Here is a 19285-nt window from a genome sequence, read left to right as displayed (position 1 = left end):
CGCAGACCGGCACCAATAAGTGCGCCGATGTGGTGGATGAGGATCATCCTCGCGGAGGTTCTGTGGTGGACGTGCTCTGAGAGGTTGGCAAATTACATTCGTTTTGGCCGTTCCCGATGGTGCGACTGGCGCCGCCCGCAGTTGCCGTCAGGGCTGATTAACCATTGGCAGAGCGAATGAACTCGTCAACACGTGTCGTGATGCGGGATGTCGCTACCGATGTAGAGATTCCACTCAGATATCGTCAAGTTGCGATTCGCTGCTCTACAAGCGATCTCGATTAGTCGATCCACAGAAAAATCCCACATGCGCACAGTGCCATCGTCGTGAGCTGATACCAGCATCCGTTCATCAAGCATAATAACACCCGCGAGGGACGAGTCCATTGGAAATGGTTCTATCATTGCTCGACGGGTGGCTATGTCCCATACGCTAAATCCTCCGCTGCCCCCAGACGATGCTAAGAATCTATTATCGGCACTAAAGCTCAGAAATGCCACACCGCCACTATCGCCATTGAACGACGCCTCGATGGGCCTCCACTGTGGCATTTCCCAAAGCTCAATTTCTTCCTGTCCGCTGCCCGCTGCAAGTATTTCACCTGACTCACTAAACGCCAAGGACCTGACGCCATCAGGTAGACGGTTTTCGATCGAACGCGCGCCTCCGGTTCGCAGGTTCCAATCTATTAGCTGACCATTCCCATCGCCGATAACAAGTGAGTTACCGTCTGGAGCGAAGACAATTGTTGGCCGGTCGAGATTCGGTCCTGAAATCCAGCGGCGCACCTCCTTCCTGGAGGCTATATCCCACAGCATTACGCCCACCTCGATGCCTCCTTCATCGAATAGCGTCATAGCCAGCAGCCTTCCATCGGGGCTAATTGCGGCGGCCGGTTGAATGCCCGGAGCCAGGTTGACGAGGTAGCTCTTCTGGGTGAAGTCCCAGACCCTAACTCTGTTCGTCCCAGTAATAGCGAGTAGGTCGCCGTTCCTCGATGCACTGAGACCGAACACCGGCTCGCCGGTCCTGAGCGGCGCTGCGATGACCTTGCCGTCGCGATCCCAACGACGGACCACTCCGTCGCGATCGCCTGTGACAACACCGGACCGGCCAGCCTGGCCGACGCTGAGTATCGCGGACGCATGAGCCTGGATCGGACGAGCGACCCTTTCATGTCGATCGAGGTCCCAGGCGAGAACATCTTCTGCACTTGCGGTGACCACCCGCGCCTTGCTGCCGTAGAAGTCAGCGATGACAGATTGTCGACTGCCAGTTAGCGGCGGAAATAGTCGCCGTTTTGACCCAACATCGAACGTGTAGACGGTCCGATCGGGGCTACCGCTGATGAGGGCAGACCCGTCAGGAGAGAACGACACGCCCTTCGCGCCGCGGGTCGATACTCTTATCGTTGTCTGCGGGGAGCCATTGGGCATCTCCCAAACCCGGATAACCTGCCCGAATGAGGCAGCCATGAGCTGTCCATCAGGACTGAAACCGATGCCTGATACACCACGAAGTCCAACTAGCGGAATGCGCTCATCGGCAAGTACATGGTGCGCAAGCTCACGGGTTCGAACATCCCAGACGCTGAGGTCTGCTGTAAGGAAGCCCGCACCAATGGCAAGGTATCGGCCCGACGGGTCGTAGGCGAGCGCCGTGACCGAATGGTTTGGATAAGAATCACCAGACGGCTCAGGTGGGCTCATGCGCCCGAGTCGCTTTCCGCTACGCAGATCGTAGAATTCGACATATGCCGGCGAGGGGAGCATCTCGCGAAGACCAACTGCCAACACCGTTTCTTGCGGGTTGATCGCTAGGGCACCAACTTCAACCGGAAACCGAAGGAAAAGGGGTGTTGAGCGTGCTCCTATCTTCCGGACCACAACCGTCTGGCCCTGGTCGGCCGCTGCGATGAGCTGGGAACGAGCCGCTAGCGCGAGAGCGTGGACCGGCCGCTTGCCCTCGGACTCTACGGTCCACACGGTTGCTCCATTGCTCACATTTAGTACGCGGATGCGGCCATCCTGCGTTCCGAGCACTACGTGATCGTGCGCTGGATCGACGGCCATCGCAAGCGCGCCGGACGCCAGTTTTGCGTGTATCCGAGGATTCTGCCTAGCGGCCCGGAAGAGGGCGTGCCGCGTGTCGATATTCTCCTGCGTGCGTGCTGCCTCGATCGCCAACAACATGGCGCGATCCCAGGCGTCGGGTTGACTCTGGTTCGCTTGGAGTGCCAAGAGCCGAGACTCCGCCGTCTTTGCTTGATGGCGAGCTTCATCTCGCTGTTGGTTTGCTTGATTGCGCTGGTCGAGTGCCGCCACGCCTCCGATGGCTGCCAACACAGTCAGGGCGATCAGCGCGCCGACGGCCGAACGCACCAGGCGGACCGTCCGCCGATGCTGTCGCGCTTCTTCACCGATCAACTCCGCCTTGTCATCCCCGCGGACCGCGGCGGCGACCGAAGCAACCGCCTGCATAAAGCGGGAATCCTGTCTCCACTCCTCGCCGGCCGATCTCGCCCATCGTAGATCGACCCACAACGGCTCATCTTGCATCCTGCTTATCAGAGCCGGATGTATCGCGTTCGAGCGACTCTGCATCCCACCCTTGGGTAGCCAGCCGATCTCGCCGCCCGTCACAACAATTATGACCGACTCAGTTCCCCGCCTGGCGAGCCAATGATCCAACTCTCTGCCGACCCAGTATGAGCTAGCTGACTCCGGACTCGCCAGCAGTATCAGGGTGGACGAATTATCCAGGGCCGCTTCGATCGAGCCCCAAAGCGACGGATGAGCAGTCAGGTCCGACTCATCGCGAAAGACCCTTTCAGCAGCACGTCGATACGGAGGTCGTCCAATCCGCAATATTCCTCGCTGGAGAGCGCGAGCAATGGTGGCGTCACGATGGTCATATGAAATGAATGCGGCGAATTTCTTTCGTGGCTGCGCGGGCGCTCCTCGCACCACAGATCCCCGCATATCAGCCGACACACCCAATCACCTGCTCGCCGCCAGCGGCCACTGAACAGGCCCCGCCCCTTGCAAGCGCAGCTCTAGAAGTCGATCGTCCGACTTGCGCTCGCCGTCGTCAAGTAGCCCCTCCCTAGGACCCGCCCGGATCTGGCTTGCGGAAGGCGAGGAACGAACTCGGTCCAGCGTTTGCGATCCCGGAACCGGTCGAATATCTGCCCGGTGGCCAGATCCAGCGCGCGAACATGTGCCGCACCCGCCGCCGGTGTGGTTATAGGTTGCGCGCAGCCCGGCCGGATGGGCGGGTGGGGAACCACCCCCGGCCGGGACGGGGCTGAAGGTTCAACGGGCCGAGCCCCAGGTCGTCTTCCGCCCCAGCGGACAGCCAACTGGCCGGCGAGCGCGAGTGTCGACCCGTTCGCGGGGGCGCGGCGCGAGCGGCGCAAGTGCGAACGGGCCTGAGCCGGCTGGACTGCGGCCTCTGGGTTATGACTGCCCTGAAGGCGTCTCAAGCGCGAGTGCTCGTCTCGCCGCCGCGCGGTTGATCACCCAATCGAGGTCTCGTGCGTCTCATCCTCCCCGCCCATCCGACGCCAAAGCGCGGCATCCTGGGCACGGATCTGGGTACCAGGCGTTCGAGCGTCCGTGCGGGTCGCATCTTCAAGGCACAGTTGGTCACGAACAGGACGCGCTGCGCACCCTGCGCGCACGCGAGTTGTCTTTGAGATGCGCGCGACTCGTTCTAGCCGAGAAGGCATCACTAATCCAGTTCCGCAGACTCGCCTTGCTCGTCGGATACGAATACCATCGCGCGTACCCAACGTCATTCCCAGAAGAATCGCGGACAACATTGTCGCTAAAGCGAGCAGGCAATTGGGGATTGATGTGCCCCACACTCGGCAACCTAATGCCGAGAAGACCGTTCATCTTGCTGTACTTGCTATTGCGCAGCGACGATGCGATCTCCCAGTCGACATAACGTCGAGCCCATGTACATGCGCCGACCAGGAGGATCGTTACCGACGAATCTCCAAGATAGCCCTTGCGAATTCGATCCATGATGTATTCGCTATCTTCGCTATCGATGAAGTCATCCTCATCGGTCACGCCGACAGTTTTCCCAATGAATTCAGAGCCGAAATCTTCCAGAAACTGCGCTACTTCATCTGTGTCGGCTGCGTGATAAGAAATGAAGCATTTGTGCCTAGTGCTGTCACGCTTCTTGCTCGCCGCGACCTCCGCCACCCACTGTAGGCGTACCTGACTCGCGTGCCCCACCCTTGCCCCCTCCAGTCCGCTAACCCGCTCGACACGCTACAACAAGCCGCAGCGTGCGATCACACCGTAGGGCACCATCGTTCCCATGGCCATCCCCGACACTGATATGCCTCAGCTCTTCCGCGCCGCCGATCAAGCATCTCGCGCAGGCCAGAGGTCCTACCTTCGCCTCACGCAACTGAGGCTCACCTTCGTTGTAGCAGCGGCTGCCTGCGGAGTCGCCAGCTGGAGGATGGGCGATCACGACATCGATCTACTCGGCCTGGTCGCGCTACTCCTCTTCATTGGAGCCCTGCTGGTCGAGTCACAACTGTGGAAACAGCATCCGGAACGCGACTGGTACGACGGGCGCGCCGTCGCCGAGTCCGCCAAGACTCTATCGTGGAAATTCGCGGCCGCCGGCGACCCCTTTCCGCGTACCATGAATAACGACGAAGCGGACCGCACATTCGTCAGTCTGCTAGACACCATGCGGGCTAGGTATCCGCAGCTATCACTTGACGCCATCATTGGATCCAATCTAACTCCATGGATGCGGTCGGCGCGGTCAGCCAATTTGGACGAAAGAAAGAGAATCTACATAGCTGATCGGGTCCAGGATCAGCAGAAATGGTATCAGGACAGGCACAACCAGAATCGCCGAAAAGCTCGCTTCTGGAGGATAGGCCTAATCGCGCTGGAGTTCGGCGGTGCAGCAGCCGCGCTTCTTGAATCATTGACAGACATTGGCCTGACATTTACTCCAACACTCGCTGCCGCAATTGGTGCAATTGTCGCTTGGCTGGAGACAAAACAACATGATCAGATTGCTCGCGCGTACGCGACCACCGTCTCGGACCTAGCAAGCGCGTTAGCGAAACTGGAGGCGGCGACAACTGAAGAAGACTGGGCACGCGAGATGAACGACGCAGAAGATGCGATCAGCCGAGAGCACACACTCTGGCTCGCGTCGCGGTCCCACGCCGGCTAGACAACAAATGGAGGGAAGATTGACCGGAGATGAATTACTGAGTCTAATCAAGCGAGGCGAGTCGGAGACATTAGAGCTAAAATCCAATCTCAGGTCAGACGATGTGGCACGGCAGTTGGCCGCATTTGCGAACTCTAGCGGCGGAACTATTGTCGTCGGAGTTTTGGACGATGGTGAACTGGTCGGAATCCCGGACAGCAGACTCGGCATCATATCGACACGAGTTCACGCGGTTGCCGAGCAGTTATCGCTGATAGGCGTCCGATTGGAGTCGTTTGTCATCGATGGTGTAAATATCCTGGCTATTCATGTGCCGAAGGCACCCGACTTCATTGCGCCCGTCCTCACCGCAACGGGTCAAGGCTTCGTACGCACAGGAACGGAGATCAGACCCTTAAGGCGTGCGCCTCATCCGAACCCAGTCATCGCTGGAACAATCTCGCTTTTCGTCGCGATGTCATTTCGCTTCGACGAAGAGCCGGCGCTTGTGGATTACTACGAAGCAATAAGGCGGGCGACAAGCGCCACGGGTTTGCCTATCGAAGTCAGCCGCATGGATTTGCTTGATGGCGACTATGAGATCAGCACGGCGATCGAGCAGCAGATCCGCGATAGCGACGTTGTCCTCGCCGACTTCACGCTCAACAGCCCGAACGTATACTACGAGGCTGGAATAGCTCGCGGCGCCGAGAAGTATGTCATCCGCACGGCCCGCAGGGAGACAGAGTTGCCCTTCGACATGAAGACTTGGACGACAATCATTTACGCCAACGCGACTCAGTTGGAGGAGAAGCTAGCCGATCCGCTCAGAAGGGCTTATGAACACGTCATGAGTTCGGGCGGCGGCAGATAATTAGCCGTGCCGAACCAACTATGGCCCGCCATCACAATTGGCTGCGAAGTAGTGATCGAGGAACCTTGCGTCCAACACCCGCGCGGCTAACTCTTCACCACTCTCCGGAAGGCCCAGCAGTTGCGAACTGAAATGGAGACGGTGTTCCAAGTCGACCCGGACATTTCTGGTCGGCCTGAAGTCGAGCTGCGAGGTTGCCTCAGCGAGTGACTTGCCGAATGACCCGGAACACTCGATCATCTCGAATCCGAACTGCTCTTGTGCTCGGCGGTCGCGGGTGTCCCATATCCACACCCCCCACTCAGCCATGCCGCGCGTAAGCATGTCGCGTATTCTTGCCGGGAGCCATCGACTTTCGTCGGACAGCAGCCATGCGACGTAGTCAATGTGGCTGTAGTACATGACTGGCGGACCGTTGGCAACATAATTGCCCTGAACAAACCCGCACGCTACATGCCCCGGTGAATATCCGCCGAACTCTGGGTCCCTCAATACATACTCGTCGGCGCACCTCGGCGGCAGACCATCGGTCGTAAGAGCGGTACCGGAAACTGATCCTCGGGCGATAGATTCCTCCGCAGCCGCACGTGAGCGACAGTATGCCGTCTCAATATCGTCCTCGAATTCGCCACCAAACCCCGGTATGACCAACTGCGGAGCGTAGCTTATTAGGTAACGGGGAAACCTGCGGCACGTCTCCCTGAGACCGACCTGCGAGTTGATGAACTCAGCAACCACCTCGGGCTTTGTCACCTGGGTTATAGGTCGCGATTCCGCCTCTCGCTCCCAGGTCATCTGCAGCGCCGCCCACGCCATACGAAGGCCGCGCTCGGCCGGATCCTTGGACGGAGGCGGTAATGGAAACCCCCATCTGCCCCACCCCATGGACTCCTGCCAGCCGCCTTCCATGTCATTGGACTCGGAGAATGCGGCGACATCGAGCCACCAGTCGTCACTGATGACGGGAGGAACGAAGCCCATTTCGAGAAGGTGATCCCGAGCGATGATGAGCGTCGATCCTTGAGGTCGAATTCTCGTGACGAGCTGGCGAACCACATGATCCAGTCCACTAGCTGCAGATATCGCCAACGTATCGGCGAGCGGCGGCGAATAGGCCAATACATCCGATGGTTCAACCCGTCGCCATATCGGCAGGATGACGGGGTCGGCCCCAGCCATCTCGCGAGCGACGAGGCCATCGAGCTCCCGTTGGGGCCAGCGTTTCCCGAAGAAGGTCGGGCTCAGTACCACCACGCCGAAGCGCGACTGGCTAAGTCCGCGGTCGATCGACCTCCGAAGACTGTCTCCCACTTTAAGACTGAACTCGTCGTACCAGACCTCGACATGTTCCGCACGCAGGCGCTCGGCCAACGGCCGGACGAAGTCGTCTTTGTCTTCACTCGCGTGACAGATGAACACGTCGTACAACATGCATTGAGCCTAACTCTGGGGAGCCGTCCCGTCCGCGAACCGCCAGGCCGTGGCGGGCGCAGGGCAACCGGGTCAAGTTGGCGACCCGCCCATCATGAGCTGTCAGCCCAGGATGCGGAGCACCCAGTCCCATTCGAATCTCGCCGTCACGGTGTCTCCTGTCCCGGACTGCAGCGGCTCCAACGACGCGGTTGAACCATCATGAGGGTCGACAACTCGAATACCCGCGTACCTCAACACGGCCAGGGACGCGAGCCAAGCCGGATGGCCGGCAAGGTCGTGCTTGGCGAATGGAACGGCGACGGTGGGCGTGCGAGAGCCGAGTGCAGCGCACAGGATCGTCAGCGGATAAGTGTTGGCGTTGCCGTTCGCCCATGCGTTGAGCGTGTTGAATGTCGTCGGGACCACGACGACCGCGTCGGCCTTCGGAGTGCACTTCGGCTCACCGGGGGCGCGGTTGCCAGTGAGGACTGGGACGTTGGCCAGGTCCTGACCTTCGAGCCACGGGAGCGCGGCATCTGTGGGGATGACGTAGGGATCCCACCCACGATCACGGGCGGCTTGCGCGCCATCTCCGATGCGTGACGCGAGAGGCGCTCCGCAGGTGACGAGGTAGAGCGTGCGGTCGGTCACGCGAGGACTCCTGCGCGGGTAGCGATGGCGGTCAGGGCTGGGGTGGGTTTGCGGGAGCGTCTGAGGAGTTCGCGGACCAGTTCTCGGGCGATGGTGTGGTAGCGGATCAGCTCGGGGGCGACTCGTTCGGCTTGCTGGAGATGCAGGATCGCTTCCATGTCGTTCTTGGCCTGGGTTTGCGCCCAGGCGAGGTCGATGTGCAGGCGGGAGCGGCGGCCTTGGAGACCGGTCGGCATGGCCTCAGCGTCGATCTCGGTGGCGGCGCGCAGCACGTCGGTCGGGTCTCCGAATTCGGCTGCGACCGAGGCTCGGTGGATTCGGACGTTGGTGGGACCGAAGGCGGTCCACCAGTGGTTGCCGTCGTGGGCGAGGAGGTCTGCGAGCTGACCGGCCGTGGTCAGTCGTTCGGTGGCCGTTGCGCGATCCGTCCGGCGAGCGGCGATGACGGATGAGATGAGCCACAAGGACCCGGCGAGCGAGACAGCGTCCGGGGCGTCGGAGCCGGTGAGGGGCATGAGACCTTCGGCTGAGCGGACGGCGACCCGTTCAGCGTCATCGATGCGTTCGCTGCGGAGTAGCGCGCACACAATCTGGTGCGCGGCCATTCCTTGAGCGGCCTTCGAGTCTGCCGCCAGCGCGGCATGCGTCGCTCGGTCGGCAGCGAGCCAGCCGAGCTGGTGCTCACCGACCTTCGTCAGCAGCTTCGCGGCGGCTACGTAGACCGAGCAGCGGGCGAGGTGCGTCTCCCGACCGTCGCGTCCTTGGTAGCCGTCGTACGCGTCGGCGGCCCGGATTAGGTCGGGGAGCATCGCGGTGGCCGTGTGGTATTTCGCCGCCTGGTAGGCCTGGTGGACCTGGACAGCGCCGTTCCGGAGCTGTGGGAGAGGCCATGGGGTGGCTTGCTCGCCTAGCAGGTGGTGGTAGCTCGCCAGTTGGCTCCGTACGGCGTCAACCGCGGTCACCTGCTCAGGCGCATCGGGCGCGAGTACCCAGTCGCGGCCGATCAGGTCGGCTACGTCGACGCGCAAGACGGTTGCTAGGTCGTTCAGGGTGGACAGGCGATCGACACCACGTATGCCGCGCTCGACCTGCGAGAGCCAGGAGCGCGACATTCCGATGAGGCCGGCCAGGGCGTCTTGCGACATACCGCGCCGCTTGCGGTACGCCCCGATCCGCTCTCCTACGTGCATCTGCAGTTCCCCTCGTTGGTGTGATCCCTCTAGTGAACCGCTGCCAACAACGAACATTGCGCACAAAAGTGCGCAGGTTCGCGAGTGCACAGCGTCGCCGCGATTCGCATCGACGCTGGAGGCATGAACGAGCCAGCCACTCAGGAACCGATCCGCTTGGGGCCGGGCGCTGCCGGTGGCACGCCCTCTGAGCGCGCCACCCTGCGGATGTACGCAGCCGTGAATGGCGAGAGGCGTTCAACCTCAGTCGGCGGCACACCTCCCCTCAAAGCGGCGAGGACTGCCGCGAGCACCTCGTGCCGCGCCTCCTCATGGGCGGACTCAGTTCGTCGGTATCGGCGGGTAGCCGCTGATAGGTCATCCCTCAGGTCACTCACCGCACCAGTGTACCGCACCCTACTTGCGCAACCGAGAGTGAATCGCTACCGTGGTGCGCATCACAGTATCGCTTATGCAACAAGGAGGACCGATGTTTTTCGGCACTCGTCAGGACCCGAACAACGTCAAGGGCTGCAAGCGCTGCAAGGGCAAAGGGGTTGCCGGTCAGGGCATTCACGGACGGAAGCCGTGCCCGTCGTGCCTGTCCCGGCAGATCGCTCGGAACACCGCTTGGGAGAAGGCCCATGGCCAGTTTGACCAGCGTTCCCGATGACCCGGGCGACGCCCCGGCGGTGGCACCCGCCGAGGCGTCTGGGGTCGCACTAATCCATCTGATGAGAGAGGCACAACCCGTGGCCATGATCCACCTTTCGCCCGTTGGTGGCGAAGAGCCCACCGCGGCCGAGCTCGCCACGATCGAGCAGGAGTGGCCGCTGATTGCGGCTGAGCTGGACCTGTTGGAGGCGGAGATTTCGTGCATCACCGCCGGGCCGGCCGCGTCGGTTCTGGACCGCCGCCGTGTCCGCCGCGCTCAGCGCCGGGTTCTGGCCGCTGGCCGCGAGCTGGTCGCCGACGAGTTCGCCACGGACGGTGCGGCATGAGCAGCGCCCACCTGCCGAAGTCCGCAGACGCCGCTTACGAGGCGATCCGGACTCTGAACCACTCGACCATCTCCCGCACGGTGCCCGCTCCGCTGGCCTATGACGTGCTGGGCAGCTTGCAGCAGGTCGGATTCGCGCTGGAGCAGTTGACGCGCCAGCTCGGCGCCGGGCTGGTCCGATCGCTCACCACGCACGACGTGTACGACGACAAGGGCGACCCGGGCGTGAGCGTCGCGCTGGCCGTGGACGCGCTGCTCTTGGCCGGACAGCACGCCCGCCGGGTCGGCGAGTGCCTGACCACGGCACAGGCCGCGATCTCCGGTCAGGGCCACACCGGGATCAAGGAGACCCAGCGATGAAGCGGCCACGCGTGACGAGCCTGGAAGACCTGTGGGCAGAACGGCTGGGCGTGGAGTCGGGCCAGACCGTGGATGAGCTTCAGGCGCGGTTCGAGCACCTGTCGCAGTTCGTGCTGGTCGGCGGGATACCCCCGGCGGGGAAGGCCGGCGCGGTGTCGGCGGAGGCCGCGACCGCGTATGGAGACCTGTGGGTGCTGGCCGGGTTCCTGGCCGACGCCCGGCAGCTTCTGACCAGTGAGGAGGGCCGATGACCACCACCGCTGTTGTTGCACCAGGCAAGGGCAAGCCTTCCGGTGTGGACCGGCTGCGGGTCTCCGCGGCTGAGGCGTCGCAGGTCCGGGCGCTGTCCACTCACCCCGACGTGGTGGCGCTGCGGGTCGAGTCGATCCGCACGCAGGTGGACCGGTGCATGTGGCTGGGAATCGTTCTGGGCTTGGCGTTCACGATGGTCAACGTGCAGGCGTTCGCCGCTGACGGCGCACCGGTGGGCTCGCTGCCATGGCTGGCGGCGTGGCTGTTGGACCCGATGGTGTCACTGGTCTTGATCGCGGTTCTAAGGGCGGAGCAGATCACCGCCCGCTACCAGGTCACCGACGCTGGGCCGTGGATCTGCCGAACGAAGCGGTTCGCATTCGCCGCAACGTACGTGATGAACACGTGGGCGTCGTTCGGCAAGGGCGATCTGGCTGGGATCGTGCTGCACTCGGTGCCGCCGTTGCTGGTGTTCTGTGCTGCCGAAACGGCGCCGGTGTTGCGTGACCGCCTGACCGAGGCGGTGTTGCGGGCTGAGCAGGCTGCCGCGCTGGCTGACCCGCAGAAGGCCGCTGAGCCGCTGGCCGCGCCGGTGGTGGCCCAGGAGATGCCCCCGGCTCCGGAGGCTCTCGAATCGGCTTCCACGACAGCGGGCGGGGCATCTCCCCAGGCAACCGGCAAGACAACCAAAACGCGGTCGCCGCGCAAGCCGTCGCCCCGCAAGAAGGCCCCGGCCAAGACCGCGCGGAAGCTGCTGGGCGACTACGTGGAGGACGCGATGCTCGCGCTCGACCTGAACACGGACCCGCGCGAGATCACCCCGGCGTGGGCGCGGAAGTCGACCGGTTGCTCTGCGGGTCTGTCGGCCAAGGTCGCGGACAACGTCCGGTACCTGTTGCTCGCGACCCGGCGAGCCGCCCGTGCGGAGCGGGAACGCGAGTCCGCAACTGACGACACGGCGACCGAGACGACGGAGCAGTTCGAGGGGAAGGCTGCCTGATGAGTTACATGAGCTGGAAGGACTTCTTCTGCGGTGCTGGCGGCACGACCACGGGCGCGAAGCAGGTCCCTGGTGTGCACGTGGTGCTCGCGGCGAACCACTGGCGGCTTGCGGTGGACAGTCACAACACCAACCACCCGACTACTGATCACGACTGTGCGGACCTGTCGCAGGTCGAGCCGCGCCGTTACCCGCGTACCGATGGCGCGTGGTTCTCCCCGGAGTGCACGAACCACTCACAGGCCAAGGGCGTCAAGCGCAACCTTGACCGGACGCCGGATCTGTTCGGGGAGACGTTGCCGGACGAGGCGGCGGAGCGGTCGCGGGCGACGATGTGGGACGTGGTGCGGTTCGCCGAGTACCACCGCTACGCGGCTGTGATCGTGGAGAACGTCGTGGACGCGGCGAAGTGGGTGCTGTGGCCGTCGTGGCGGGCGTCGCTGGAATCGCTCGGGTACTGCCTGCACGTCGTGTACCTGAACTCGATGCACGCCCAGGCCGGCGGGCGGCCCGCGCCGCAGTCGCGGGACCGGATGTACGTCGTCGCTCACCGGAACGAGACCCGCTGCCCGGATCTGGACCGGTGGACCCGGCCGCTGGCCTACTGCCCCGGTTGTGACGAGCTGGTGGCCGCGATGCAGGCGTGGAAGAACCCGGACAAGGTGTGGGGCCGGTACCGGGCGCAGTACGTGTGGCGCTGCCCGCGCGTCTCGTGCCGCAACGCTGTGGTGGAGCCGGGGTGGCTGCCTGCCGCGTCGGCGATCGACTGGACCCTGCCGGGGCAGCGGATCGGGGACAAGGTCCGGCCGCTGGCCGACAAGACCATGCAGCGGATCGCCGCCGCGCTCGACCGTCAGGCCCGTGTCGGCGCGCCGCTGGTGGTGCCGATGGAAGGCCGCGACGGCAAGCAGGCCATGCCGGTGACGGCGGTGCTGCGGACCCAGACGACCCGCAACGAGTCGGCCCTGCTGGTACCGGCCGGTGGGACCTGGAACGACGCCGCTACCGGAGTGATGGATGTGATGCGGACGCGGACCGCGAACGAGTCCGAAGCGCTGGTGGTGCCGCTGCGGGCGAACAACACCGCCAAGGGCGTCGGGCAGGTCTTCGACACGTTCGCCGCCGCTGGCAACCATCACGGCCTGCTGATGCCCTACTACGGCAACGCCACCGCTCGCAGCACCGACGACCCGCACGGCACCTTCACCACTCGCGACCGGTACGCGCTGGTGATGCGCAACAACACCGCCAGGGGTGATGGCGCCGAGATGTCAACTCCTATCGGTGAACCGCTGCGGACCCTGACCACCGCGGGGCACCAGTCGCTGCTGGAGTACTCGACCCCGGCGGTCGAGGACTGCCTGTTCCGGATGTTGGAGCCGCACGAGATCGCCGCCGGGATGGCGTTCACCCCCGGCTACGTCGTGCTCGGCAACAAGCGCGAGAAGGTCCGCCAACTCGGCAACGCGGTCACCCCGCCCGCCGCCCGCGACCTGATCGCCGCCGTCGCCGAAGCACTCGGACACGACATGGGCGACCTCACCGGCCGACAGGCGGTCGCCGCATGAACACCCCAACAACCCCCAACGGACACGACCCGAAGGAGGCACCCGTGAACGACCACAACACCAACCATGACAACGTCCACCGGATTCACGGCACCGATCACGAAACCGTTCAGGACAGCGTTCACGGCGACATTCAGGACGGCTTTCAGGAGATCATTCACGAGGACGCCGAGCGGGTCCCGGCGGACGACGCGACCGAGGTTCACGATGTGGTCGAGGGTGAGGTTCTGACCGACGAGGAGTCGGCCGAACTCGACCGCCGGTTGGCGTCGCGCGGTGCGCTGGTGGTGCGTCGCGCGATGGCACCGGCTCGGGTGGCGAAGTCGGCGGCGGTGGCGGTGAAGGCGCACGAGCCGACGATGACCGCCGGGAAGGCCGTGCTGCGGCACTCGTTCACCGTGGTGCAGGGTGTGGAGTCGTGGGCGAAGCGGGCGTGGGACGCGTCCACGATGGGTGTCTACAGGCGCCAGATCAAGGCCGCTGAGGCGGTCGGCGACCGGGAGGCGCTGAAGGAGTGGGCCGACCGCAAGGAGATGGCCACCGAGCGGCGTCACAAGCGCCTGATGGATCTCCCGCGCCTGTTCATCGGCCTGGTGAAGGTGCTCGCCGCAACGTTCATCGGCATCCCCCTTACCGTGTTCGTGATCGCGGTACTCACCAAGCTCACCGGGAACGGATCGTTCACCGGCGTGTGGTCGGGGTTCTTCGCCGCGATCGGGTTCGTGATCGCCGCTGTCGCGTTCGTGTGGGGGCTGTTCACGATCGCGCTGCCGTTCCTGCTGGTGCTGGCCGCGTGGCGTGAGGGCAAGCGCCGCGCGGAGCCGCCCGCGTGGCTGGTCACCAGCGGCGACACCGATTTCGATGTGGCGATCGATGAGAACACGATCGCCCAGGCGCTGAAGGCGCTGCGGATCCCGGCGATCACGCAGTACCTGAAGCAGGGCCTGCTGTTGCAGTTCATCACCCCGGCCCGCGTGGACGGGCGCGGCACCCACGCCGTGGTGCGGCTGCCTGCCGGTGTCACGGCCGAGAAGATCGCCTGCCGCCGCGCCGAGTTGGCCACCGGCCTGCACCGGGCCACCAAGGAGGTGTGGCCGACCACCGGCAGCGAGGCCGGGATCCTGGACCTCTGGGTCGCCGACAAGGGCGCGCTGGCTGAGGGCGCGGGCGCGTATCCCTTGCTGGAAGGCGGTTTGGTCGACTTCTTCAAGGGCGTCCCCGCCGGCCGGACGCTGCGGGGTGAGCCGATGCTCGCGCCGATGGCCGAACGGAACACCATCACCGGCGGCATCCCCGGTCAGGGCAAGTCCGCCTCGGCGCGGGTGCTGATGATCGGTGCCGCGCTCGACCCGACCGCGGAGCTGCGGATCTGGGTGCCGGACACCAACTACGACTTCGAGGTGTTCCGGCCACGCTGCTCGCGCTACGTGATGGGCGCCGACGCCGAGTCGATCGAGAAGATCCGCGACGACCTGAAAGCCATGTACGACGAGGTCCAGCGACGCGGCGAACTGCTGGTCCGGTACGAGATCCCTTCTGTCACGCGGGAAATCGCGAACAAGGGCGTCGGCCTGCACCCGCTCGTGGGTCTGCTCGAAGAGGCGCACGTCGCGCTGTACGACGACACGTTCGGCAAGGAGATCCAAAAGTACGTGATCGAGATCGTGAAACTCGGTCGCAAGCGCGGGATTCACCTGATCGTGTCCACCCAGGCGCCCACGGCCACGTCGATGCCGCGTGATGTGACCCGTAACTGCTCCAACGGGATCGCGTTCGCCGTGTCCGACCACGTCGCCAACGACGCGCTGCTGGGCCAGGGTGCCTACACCGCCGGGCACCGCGCGACCGAGCTGATCCCCGGCACCGACCGGGGAACGTCGATCGTGAAGGGCTTCAGCGGCGAGCGCTCGGAGATCCTTCAGTGGTACTTCCTCGACGTGTCCAAGGAGAACGACCAGGTGACGCCGCTGATCGAACGCGCGCTTGCCGCGATCGAAGAACGCAACCAGCCCCTGCCCGGCGCCGCGCCGATCGAGATCGAGACCCGCGACCTGCTCGCCGACCTGGACGAAGTCCTCGGCGCCGAGCCGGTCCCGAGCGCTGACGTGCCCGCACTGCTCAAGCGCCACGCCCCGACGTGGACGCCCTACCAGAACCTGTCCGGCAAGGCACTGCGGGAGATCCTCGCGAAGGACCACGGGATCAAGGTGCCCTCGACCGGCAACCGCTACCCGATCGATCCCGCTACCGTCCGTGACGCGATCGTGCTGCGGTATCAGGCCGACGACGGCGACGAAGACGGCGCCGGCCAGCTCGCGAGTTAACCAGGCACCGGGGGCCAGAACACCGCTCTCAGCGGCTCTGACCAGGGCATTCCAGCCCCCGGTTAACTCGACTCACTCGCTAACTTCCCGCAGGTCAGGCCCACAATCGGCCCATCTCACCCGGTGAGTGAGAAACCTAACCCGATCATCGGCAGCTAACCACCCCACCAATCACCAGGACGGCCACCGCACACGGTGCCCGACCCGGCCCCGCACACCCCTATCCGACTACAGAAAGTGACAGAGATGGCTGAGTCCATGGCGCCGCTCGTGGCGCTCGTCACCGCCGGATCGGTCCTGCTGCTCGCCGCGCTCGTCCTCGTCCTGGTCGTCGGCTATCTGGTCGGCTGCCGGATCTGGCCCTACGCGAACTGCCCTCGCTGCTCAGGTTCCGGCAAGTCAGGCTCCCCGACCCGCAAATCGTTCCGCAACTGCCCCCGCTGCAAAGGCACCGGCCGCCGCCGACGCATCGGCCGCCGCGTCCTCGACCAACACACCAACCGCAACCGCTAACCACCACACCGAGGGAGACCCGAACCACCATGGCCCGCAAACCCCGCAAGACCAGCACGCACAAGCCAACCGACGACCAGGCGCCGACCCCGGCCGAGGAGTACCGGGCAGCCCTCGCCGACTTCAACACCTACTCCGCCGAGAACGAGACCGCCGAAGCACTCGCCGCCCGCGACCGCCTCGACACCGCCGACCGGCGCCGCCGCTGGTGGCACTTCTGATGGCCGCCCGCACCCTCGGCTTCCTCACCGGCTCCGACCCATCCACCGGCGCGACCACCTCCGCACTCGTCCAGGTCGCCGCCCACAAGCGCGAACCCGGCCACCGGGAGATCCGCCGACCCGGTACCGAGCCCGTCCAGGTCGTGCCCGCCACGACCTACCAGCACGCCGCCTGAACCCTGCTACTCGAGAGGACCCTTGCCGTGACTGACCTGCTGACCGTCGCCCTGCAAGCCGCCGGACGTGGCTGGCCGGTGTTCGTGCTCGGTCGCTCCAAGCGCCCCGTGGCCAACTGCGAACCCTGCCGCCAGGCCGAAGGCACCGACCACGACCCGGCGAGCTGCGGGCACCTGACCTGCCACGGGTTCTACGCCGCCACCACCGACCCGGCCCGCGTCGCCGCGATCGTGGCCGCCGTCCCGCGCGGACAGCTCGCGGTCCGCACCGGTGCCGTGTCCGGCCTGGTGGTGGTCGATGTGGACCCGGCGCACGGCGGCGACAGCAGTCTGTCCGACCTGATGACCGAGCGGCTGGTGCCGCGCACCCTCCACGTCCACACCGGTTCCGGTGGCCTGCACCTGTACTACCGCCACCCCGGCCAGCACCTGCCGTCGCGGCCGATGCCGAACCTGGCCGGGATCGACATCAAGGCAGACGGTGGCTACGTCGTCCTGCCCCCATCCATCCACCACCGCACCCACCGCCCCTACCAGTGGGGCACCACCGCCCACGACCTGGTGGAGATGCCCCCCGCTCTCGTCACCGCGTGCCTGCCCGCCCCGGCCGTCAGCACCCCGCCGGCCGGCCCAACCACAACACGACAGGCCGGGGGCATCTCCCACCCCTCCAAGCTTCTGGCCGCCCACCTCGACGCCGTACGCCGCGCCCCCGAAGGCCGGCGCCGCAACACCCTCTACGGCGCCGCCAGGGGCGTCGCACGACTCGTCGCGGCCGGAGCGATCGACCCGACCGACGCCGTCGCTGCCCTGACCGACGTAGGACACCTTGCACAGCAAAGCGACCGAGAAATCCGAGCCGCCATCACCGGAGGCTTCCGTGACGAAGGGATCGCCGCAGCATGAGCGCCGAACACATCCCCGACTGGCTACCACCGCTGACCGAGCCGCCCGAAGACCCTTGGGAACCAACCGCCCCGACACCGATCGGAAGCACCCAAAAACCTCAGATCACACCTATGCATCACGATCACGAGGCCGCTGATGCATTGGGGGCCGCCGGCCCGGTGTGGGACGGCGCACCGGTGCCGCTGAAGACTGACCGGTTGCTCAGGCCGTTCCCGGTCGATGTGTTCCCCGCCTGGTTGGCCGACCAGGTGACCGCCGTCGCCGAAGCGACCCAGACCCCGGCCGACCTGGCCGGGTCCGTCGCGCTGGCCTGCCTGTCCACCGCGGCCGGTGGCAAAGTGCTCGTGCAAGTCGACCGGTCATGGCTCGAACAGGTCAACCTCTACACCGTCACCGCGCTCCCGCCGGGGTCGCGCAAGTCGCCGGTATTCCGGGCCATGACCGGCCCACTGTCGGACGCCGAACAGGCCTTGCAGGCAGCCGCAGCAGAGCAACGGATCGAGACCGAGCTGGCCGCCCGGATCGCTTACGCCCGCGCCGAGGAGCTGGCCAAGAAGGCCGAACGCGCCACCGCGAACCCACAGGAAGCACTCGCCGACGCGACCGCCGCCGCCAAGGAAGCCGCCGCGATCGTCGTACCGGAACTGCCCCGGCTGATGACCGACGACGTGACGCCGGAATCGTGTATCTCGCTGCTCGCGACCCACGGCGGCCGGCTGGCCGTGCTGTCCGCCGAAGGCGACGTGTTCGCCACCCTCACCGGCACCCGCTACTCCGCCGCACCCAACCTCGGCGTGTTCCTCAAAGGCCACGCCGGCGACAAGCTCCAAGTCGACCGCAAAGGCCGCGAGTCCGAATCGATCGACCGGCCCGCACTCACCCTCGGAGTCACCACCCAGCCCGGAACCCTGCAAGGCCTGGCCGCACAGCCCGGATTCCGTGACCGAGGCGTCCTGGCCCGCATCCTCTACAGCCTGCCCGTCAACACCGTCGGCACCCGTAACAACCAAGCCGACTCCGTGCCCGAGCCCGTCGAGTCCACCTACCGCGACGCCCTCCGCACCCTCGTCCTGCTCCTGGCCGACAACGACACCCCGAACACCCTCGACCTGACCCCGGACGCACGGCAGGTCCTGCTCGACTTCCAAGACTGGATCGAACCCCGACTCCACCCACAAACCGGACAACTCGCACCGATCACCGACTGGGCCTCCAAGCTCGCCGGAGCCGTCGTCCGGGTCGCTGCCCTGCTCCACCTCGCCCACACCTTCACCACCGGCTACGCCCGACCCATCACCGCCGACACCATGCACGCCGCCGAACGCATCGGCCGCTACTACCTCGACCACGCCCTAGCCGTCTACGACCTCATGGGCCGATCCGACCCCGACCTCGACGACGCCCGCGAACTCCTCGCCTGGATCACCAAACACGGCCACGACACCTTCACCCGCAGAGATGCCCTCCGCTCCCTCCAAGGCCGCACCCGATTCGCCACCGCCGCCGACCTCGACCCCGCACTCCAGATCCTCACCGACCACGGCCACATCCGATCCAAGACAACTGAGAAGTCCAGCAAGGGCGGCCGCCCCTCGACCGCCTACGAAGTCCACCCCGCAGCCCTCACCACCCCATGACAAAACCGACAAAACCGAC

General features: G+C 65.0%; 18 protein-coding genes and 1 pseudogene. 13 read left to right on the top strand and 6 right to left on the bottom strand.

The features are described 5' to 3' along the window. Positions 1–185: 185 nt before the first annotated feature. The 3 genes and pseudogenes from ACGFIF_RS18695 to ACGFIF_RS18685 form a co-directional block, all read right to left on the bottom strand. The gene (locus ACGFIF_RS18695; protein WP_393156792.1) at positions 186–2558 is read right to left on the bottom strand and encodes a WD40 repeat domain-containing protein; all 2373 of its coding nucleotides are present in this window, start codon (positions 2556–2558) and stop codon (positions 186–188) included. Between the two features lie 90 nt (positions 2559–2648). Beyond that, positions 2649–2981: pseudogene (locus ACGFIF_RS18690) on the bottom strand (toll/interleukin-1 receptor domain-containing protein); the annotation flags it as partial. A gap of 666 nt (positions 2982–3647) precedes the next feature. After that, a complete protein-coding gene (locus ACGFIF_RS18685; protein ID WP_393155869.1) occupies positions 3648–4217 on the bottom strand; it encodes a TIR domain-containing protein in 570 nt (189 codons plus the stop codon). A 118-nt stretch (positions 4218–4335) separates the two neighbouring features. On the opposite strand from ACGFIF_RS18685, the gene ACGFIF_RS18680 reads away from it, so the two are divergent. Both ACGFIF_RS18680 and ACGFIF_RS18675 read left to right on the top strand, forming a co-directional pair. Beyond that, positions 4336–5220: a DUF4231 domain-containing protein gene (locus ACGFIF_RS18680; RefSeq protein ID WP_393155868.1), complete on the top strand. Its 885-nt coding sequence runs from the start codon at positions 4336–4338 to the stop codon at positions 5218–5220. Further along, on the top strand, positions 5165–6073 hold the full coding sequence (locus tag ACGFIF_RS18675; RefSeq protein WP_393155866.1) for a helix-turn-helix domain-containing protein: 909 nt from the start codon (positions 5165–5167) through the stop codon (positions 6071–6073). Before ACGFIF_RS18680 ends, ACGFIF_RS18675 begins: the two co-directional genes overlap by 56 nt. A gap of 18 nt (positions 6074–6091) precedes the next feature. Here ACGFIF_RS18675 and ACGFIF_RS18670 read toward each other — a convergent pair whose 3' ends face one another. The 3 genes from ACGFIF_RS18670 to ACGFIF_RS18660 form a co-directional block, all read right to left on the bottom strand. Then, on the bottom strand, positions 6092–7504 hold the full coding sequence (locus ACGFIF_RS18670; RefSeq protein WP_393155864.1) for a toll/interleukin-1 receptor domain-containing protein: 1413 nt from the start codon (positions 7502–7504) through the stop codon (positions 6092–6094). A 102-nt stretch (positions 7505–7606) separates the two neighbouring features. Then, positions 7607–8137, bottom strand: coding sequence for a flavoprotein (locus ACGFIF_RS18665; RefSeq protein ID WP_393155863.1), 531 nt, complete (start codon positions 8135–8137; stop codon positions 7607–7609). Then, positions 8134–9327, bottom strand: a complete 1194-nt coding sequence (locus ACGFIF_RS18660; protein WP_393155861.1) for a helix-turn-helix domain-containing protein — start codon at positions 9325–9327, stop codon at positions 8134–8136. The genes ACGFIF_RS18665 and ACGFIF_RS18660 overlap by 4 nt, the downstream gene beginning before the upstream one ends. 623 nt (positions 9328–9950) lie before the next feature. On the opposite strand from ACGFIF_RS18660, the gene ACGFIF_RS18655 reads away from it, so the two are divergent. The 11 genes from ACGFIF_RS18655 to ACGFIF_RS18605 all read left to right on the top strand — a co-directional run bounded on the left by ACGFIF_RS18655 (position 9951) and on the right by ACGFIF_RS18605 (position 19266). Then, positions 9951–10307: a DUF6284 family protein gene (locus ACGFIF_RS18655; protein WP_393155860.1), complete on the top strand. Its 357-nt coding sequence runs from the start codon at positions 9951–9953 to the stop codon at positions 10305–10307. Beyond that, positions 10304–10666: a hypothetical protein gene (locus ACGFIF_RS18650; RefSeq protein WP_393155859.1), complete on the top strand. Its 363-nt coding sequence runs from the start codon at positions 10304–10306 to the stop codon at positions 10664–10666. Before ACGFIF_RS18655 ends, ACGFIF_RS18650 begins: the two co-directional genes overlap by 4 nt. Next, positions 10663–10917: a hypothetical protein gene (locus tag ACGFIF_RS18645; protein WP_393155857.1), complete on the top strand. Its 255-nt coding sequence runs from the start codon at positions 10663–10665 to the stop codon at positions 10915–10917. The genes ACGFIF_RS18650 and ACGFIF_RS18645 overlap by 4 nt, the downstream gene beginning before the upstream one ends. Then, positions 10914–11918: a hypothetical protein gene (locus ACGFIF_RS18640; protein ID WP_393155855.1), complete on the top strand. Its 1005-nt coding sequence runs from the start codon at positions 10914–10916 to the stop codon at positions 11916–11918. Before ACGFIF_RS18645 ends, ACGFIF_RS18640 begins: the two co-directional genes overlap by 4 nt. Continuing rightward, positions 11918–13486: a DNA cytosine methyltransferase gene (locus ACGFIF_RS18635; RefSeq protein ID WP_393155853.1), complete on the top strand. Its 1569-nt coding sequence runs from the start codon at positions 11918–11920 to the stop codon at positions 13484–13486. The genes ACGFIF_RS18640 and ACGFIF_RS18635 overlap by 1 nt, the downstream gene beginning before the upstream one ends. A 44-nt stretch (positions 13487–13530) precedes the next feature. Next, on the top strand, positions 13531–15810 hold the full coding sequence (locus tag ACGFIF_RS18630) for a cell division protein FtsK (RefSeq protein ID WP_393155851.1): 2280 nt from the start codon (positions 13531–13533) through the stop codon (positions 15808–15810). A gap of 246 nt (positions 15811–16056) precedes the next feature. Continuing rightward, complete coding sequence (locus ACGFIF_RS18625; protein WP_393155850.1) at positions 16057–16323, top strand: hypothetical protein; 267 nt, start codon at positions 16057–16059, stop codon at positions 16321–16323. 29 nt (positions 16324–16352) lie between these two features. Next, complete coding sequence (locus ACGFIF_RS18620) at positions 16353–16544, top strand: hypothetical protein (RefSeq protein WP_393155848.1); 192 nt, start codon at positions 16353–16355, stop codon at positions 16542–16544. Continuing rightward, a complete protein-coding gene (locus ACGFIF_RS18615) occupies positions 16544–16720 on the top strand; it encodes a hypothetical protein (protein ID WP_393155847.1) in 177 nt (58 codons plus the stop codon). The genes ACGFIF_RS18620 and ACGFIF_RS18615 overlap by 1 nt, the downstream gene beginning before the upstream one ends. Before the next feature lie 27 nt (positions 16721–16747). Beyond that, positions 16748–17626: a bifunctional DNA primase/polymerase gene (locus tag ACGFIF_RS18610; protein ID WP_393155846.1), complete on the top strand. Its 879-nt coding sequence runs from the start codon at positions 16748–16750 to the stop codon at positions 17624–17626. Positions 17627–17739: 113 nt separating this feature from the next. Continuing rightward, on the top strand, positions 17740–19266 hold the full coding sequence (locus ACGFIF_RS18605) for a YfjI family protein (protein ID WP_393155844.1): 1527 nt from the start codon (positions 17740–17742) through the stop codon (positions 19264–19266). The last annotated feature ends 19 nt before the right edge of the window (positions 19267–19285 follow it).

Origin of the sequence: Kribbella sp. NPDC049174 (assembly GCF_043197365.1) — a bacterium.
Taxonomy (GTDB): domain Bacteria; phylum Actinomycetota; class Actinomycetes; order Propionibacteriales; family Kribbellaceae; genus Kribbella.
The sequence above is the reverse complement of the archived record's forward strand: the minus strand, read 5'-3'. Positions and strand labels throughout refer to the sequence as shown.